Annotated in this window: 4 protein-coding genes; 3 read left to right on the top strand and 1 reads right to left on the bottom strand. The window is 69.7% G+C overall.

Translation table 11 applies throughout. The annotated features are described in order from the left end of the window. The first annotated feature begins 116 nt into the window (after positions 1 to 116). Both V5A20_RS13370 and V5A20_RS13365 read left to right on the top strand, forming a co-directional pair. Positions 117 to 1,832, top strand: a complete 1,716-nt coding sequence (locus tag V5A20_RS13370; RefSeq protein WP_332327564.1) for a GMC family oxidoreductase — start codon at positions 117 to 119, stop codon at positions 1,830 to 1,832. 56 nt (positions 1,833 to 1,888) lie between these two features. Continuing rightward, entirely contained in the window at positions 1,889 to 2,824 is a 936-nt protein-coding gene (locus tag V5A20_RS13365; RefSeq protein WP_332327563.1) for a hydroxypyruvate isomerase family protein, read from the top strand. Between the two features lie 125 nt (positions 2,825 to 2,949). Here the strand turns inward: V5A20_RS13365 and V5A20_RS13360 are convergent, their stop codons facing one another. After that, positions 2,950 to 3,984, bottom strand: a complete 1,035-nt coding sequence (locus tag V5A20_RS13360) for an FAD:protein FMN transferase (RefSeq protein WP_332327562.1) — start codon at positions 3,982 to 3,984, stop codon at positions 2,950 to 2,952. A gap of 2 nt (positions 3,985 to 3,986) precedes the next feature. Here V5A20_RS13360 and V5A20_RS13355 point away from each other — a divergent pair. Beyond that, on the top strand, positions 3,987 to 4,200 hold a 214-nt coding region (locus tag V5A20_RS13355), incomplete at its 3' end, for a hypothetical protein (protein WP_332327561.1).

Here is a 4,200-nt window from a genome sequence, read left to right as displayed (position 1 = left end):
ACTACGACGGCGACGTGCCCTACGAGGAGGTGGGGCGGGCCTGGTCCGGGGCCGGGACCTGATGCGTTCAGGGCAGCTTCTCCTCTTCTACACGTCTCCGACGACCCCTTCTGTTTATGCCCGACGCCCCCAACATCGCCCCGCAACGTGAACCCTACGACGCCATCGTCGTCGGCTCCGGCATCACCGGCGGCTGGGCCGCCAAGGAGCTGACCGAAAAGGGCCTCAACACCCTCGTCCTCGAGCGTGGGCCCTACGTCGAGCACGGCGCGGACTACGAGACCGAGCACACCCCCGCCTGGGAGTTCGACTTCCACGGCCAGGGCAACGAGCAGCGCTACGCCGAGGAGTACCCGATCCAGAGCAAGTGCTACGCGTTCGGCGAGTCGACGGAGCAGTTCTTTACCAACGACAAGAAGAACCCGTACGTCCAGGAGGAGCCGTTCACCTGGATCCGCGGCTACCAGCTCGGGGGGCGCTCCCTGACCTGGGGCCGCCAGTGTTACCGGTGGAGCGACCTCGACTTTACGGCCAACGCGCGGGACGGCTACGGCGTCGACTGGCCGATCCGCTACGCAGACATCGCACCCTGGTACGACTACGTCGAGAAGTACGTCGGCATCAGCGGGCGGAAGGAGGGCCTGCCGCAGCTTCCGGACGGGCCCTTCCTCCCGCCGATGGAGATGAACGCCGCCGAGAAGCAGGTCAAGGCCGGCATCGACAGCGCCTACGAGGACCGCACGATGACGATCGGGCGCGCGGCGGTGCTTACCCAGCAGCACAACGGCCGGCAGGCGTGCCACTACTGCGGGCCCTGCCAGCGCGGCTGCTCGGTGGGGGCCTACTTCTCGAGCCTCAGCGCCACCCTGCCCGACGCCCGGGCCACCGGCAACATGACCCTCGAGTGCGACAGCATCGTCCACAGCGTCAAGTACGACGCCGAGCAGGACCGGGCCACCGGCGTCCGCGTCATCGACCGCAAGACCAACGAGGCCCGCGAGTACGACGGGCGAATCGTCTTCCTGTGCGCCTCGACGCTCGGGTCGACCCAGATTCTTCTCAACTCCGCCACGCCCCGCCACCCCAACGGCCTCGCCAACTCGAGCGGGGCCCTCGGGAAGTACCTGATGGACCACCCCTACCAGGCCGGCGCCAGCGGGCGGGTCGAGGGCCTCGCCGACCGCTACACGCACGGCCACCGGCCGAACGGCATCTACTTCCCCCGCTTCCGCAACCTGGGGCCGGAGCCGGACTCGGACGTCGACTTCCTGCGGGGCTGGGGCAGCCAGGGGGGCGCCTCCCGCGAGGGCTGGGGCCGCGCGATCGGGGAGCCGGGCTTCGGGGCCGACCTCAAGCACAAGATCCGCGACCCTGGCCCCTGGCGCATGGGGGCCGGCGGCTGGGGCGAGATGCTGCCGCGCGAGGACAACTACGTCGAGCTCGACGACGAGAAGACCGACGCCTGGGGCATCCCGCAGCTCCGCGTCAACTGCTCCTTCGGCGAGAACGAGCAGAAGATGCGGCAGGACATGGCCACCCAGCTCGCCCAGATGCTGGAGGCGGCCGGCTGCACCGACGTCGAGCCCTACGTCAACGAGGACGCCGCCCCGGGCCTCTGCATCCACGAGATGGGCACGGCCCGAATGGGGCGCGACCCCGACACGTCGGTGCTCAACAAGTGGAACCAGGCCCACGACGTCGAGAACCTGTTCGTGACCGACGGCTCCTGCATGACGAGCTCCGCCTGCCAGAACCCGTCGATTACTTATATGGCCCTCACGGCCCGGGCCTGCGACTACGCCGTGAAGGAGATGAAGCGGGGCAACCTGTAGCAGGCCCCTCGGACCGACCGTTTTCCGACATTCGTTCCCAACCGACCCTCTCGATCATGGACCGGCGTCACTTTCTTCGGCGGAGCGCCCTGGCTGGCGGCACGCTCCTCGGCACGGCCGGGGCAGTGGAGGCGGGCGCGGCCTCCCTGGCCGGCCCCGAGCCGCCGCCCGACTTTCACCTCCACTACGCCCCCCATCTGGGCATGTTTGAGGACCACGCCGGGGGTGACCCGGTCGACCAGATCGCCTTCATGGCCGAGCAGGGCTTTACGGCCTTCGAGGACAACGGGATGAAGGGACGCTCCCAGAGCGAGCAGGCCCGTATCGCCGACGCGCTGCGGGAGCACGACGTGCAGATGGGGGTCTTCGTGGCCCACTCGATCAGTTGGGGAGAGCCGACCCTGGTGACCGGGGAGGAGGGGCCGCGCCAACAATTCCTGGACGAGATCCGCGAGTCCGTCGAGGTGGCCGACCGCGTGGACGCCACGTGGATGACGGTGGTGCCCGGCGCCCGCGACCTGCGCCTCGACCCGGGATTCCAGCGCGCCAACCTCGTGGAGACGCTTCGCGAGGCCGCCGCTATCCTCGAGCCGCACGACCTGGTGATGGTGCTGGAGCCGCTCAACAACCGGCACGACCATCCGAACCAGTTCCTCACCCACACCGCCCAGGCCTACGAGATCTGCCGGGCGGTCGACAGCCCGTCCTGCAAGATCCTGTACGACGTCTACCACCAGCAGATTACCGAGGGGAACCTCATTCCCAATGCCGACGCGGCGTGGGAGGAGATCGCCTACGTGCAGGTGGGCGACAACCCGGGCCGCAACGAGCCGACGACCGGCGAGATCAACTTTCGAAATGTCTTTCGGCACCTCCACGACAAGGGCTACGACGGCGTCGTGGGGATGGAGCACGGCGTCTCCGGCGGCGGCAAAGCCGGGGAGAAAGCCGTTATTGAGGCCTACCGGACCGTCGACACGTTCGGGGCCTGACGCCGGGCCCCGTCAGCCCCAGCGCCCGGTTCCATGCGGGCTGGCCCGCGCCGGGTCCCTCCTTCTCATCATCCCGCTCGCTCATGGCTCCACGAGGCGCTCCACTTCGCCCAGGCCGCCGGCGCTCAGTCCGACGTGGCGCGTTCCCGATCGGCCTGGCGGAGGTACGCGGTCACGGAGGGGTAGTGTGCTGCCAGGAACGCGCGCCCCTCGTCGCGGCCGAGCACCCCGACCGTTGTGGCCAGGCCGTCGGCGACCACGCCCCGGTCGGCGACAACGGTGACGAGGAGGCGGTGCGTGAGGCCGACGCCGGTGCGGGGGTCCACGACGTGCGAGTAGCGCGTCCCGTCGATCTCGACGAACTGCTCGGTGTCGCCCGAGGTGGCGACGGCGGCGTCCCGGAGGCGCACCGTACGGGCCTCGACTTGGGCCCCGGCCGCCGGGAGCCGAACGGTCCAGCCCTCCGTGCCGGGCGGCGCGCCGCTCATCACCAGGTCGCCGCCGGCCTCGATCATCGCCCGCGAGATCCCCTCGGCGGCCAGGGTGTCAAGGGCGCGGTCGAGGATGAATCCCTTCGCGATGCCTCCTACATTTAATTGCATGCCATCTATCCGGAGGCGGACGGTGCGGCCCCGCTCGTTCAGCTCGACGCCTTGCCAGCCCACGCGGGCCGCGGCGCGCCGGAGGGCCGACGAGTCCGGCAGCGTGCCGTGCCGGCGCGCGTCCGACCAGAGGGCGAGGAGGGGCCCCGCGGTCGCGTCGAAGGCGCCGTCGGACCGGCGGGCGAGCCGCTGGGCATGCCGGAGCACGGCAAACAGCGGCTCGCTGACCGGCACGGGCCCGGTGCTCGCCCGTCGGGACAGGCGGTTTAACTCACTCGAATCCCGATAACTGCTGAGAACGGCCTCCAGGGCCGCCATCTTCCGAAACGCGGCGTGCCCGGCCCGCCGGGCCGTCGAGTCGTTCGGGGCGTAAAGCACGACCCGGACGGCCATGCCCATGCGGGTCTGCCGGTACTCGTACCGCTCCGGCGGGGCCTGGGCCTCCGCCGAAAACACGACGGCTCCTCCGACCGCTACAATCCACAGCACGAGAGCGACGACCCGCCGGAGCCGGCGGGGGCAGTTGCAGATGCATTCCCACAGACGATCTACAGCCACCGATGCGCGTTCTTTTGGTGAGTAGCCTTTTCGCCCTTTTGCTGGGGACCGGCCTGTCCGGACCGGTTCAGGTCCCTGACGGGGCCCTGGAGACGTCTCCGGGCACGGCGGCCCCCGACACGGCAGATGCCTACACCGAGACCATTCCGGAGACACTCGTCGAGTTCGATATGGTACGCGTACCGGGCGGTTCCGTCACCGTGGGCGGCACCGAAC

The sequence above is a fragment of the Salinibacter sp. genome, from assembly GCF_036626415.1.
In the GTDB taxonomy this organism is placed as follows: domain Bacteria; phylum Bacteroidota; class Rhodothermia; order Rhodothermales; family Salinibacteraceae; genus Salinibacter.
This window is presented reverse-complemented; position numbering and strand designations above follow the sequence as displayed.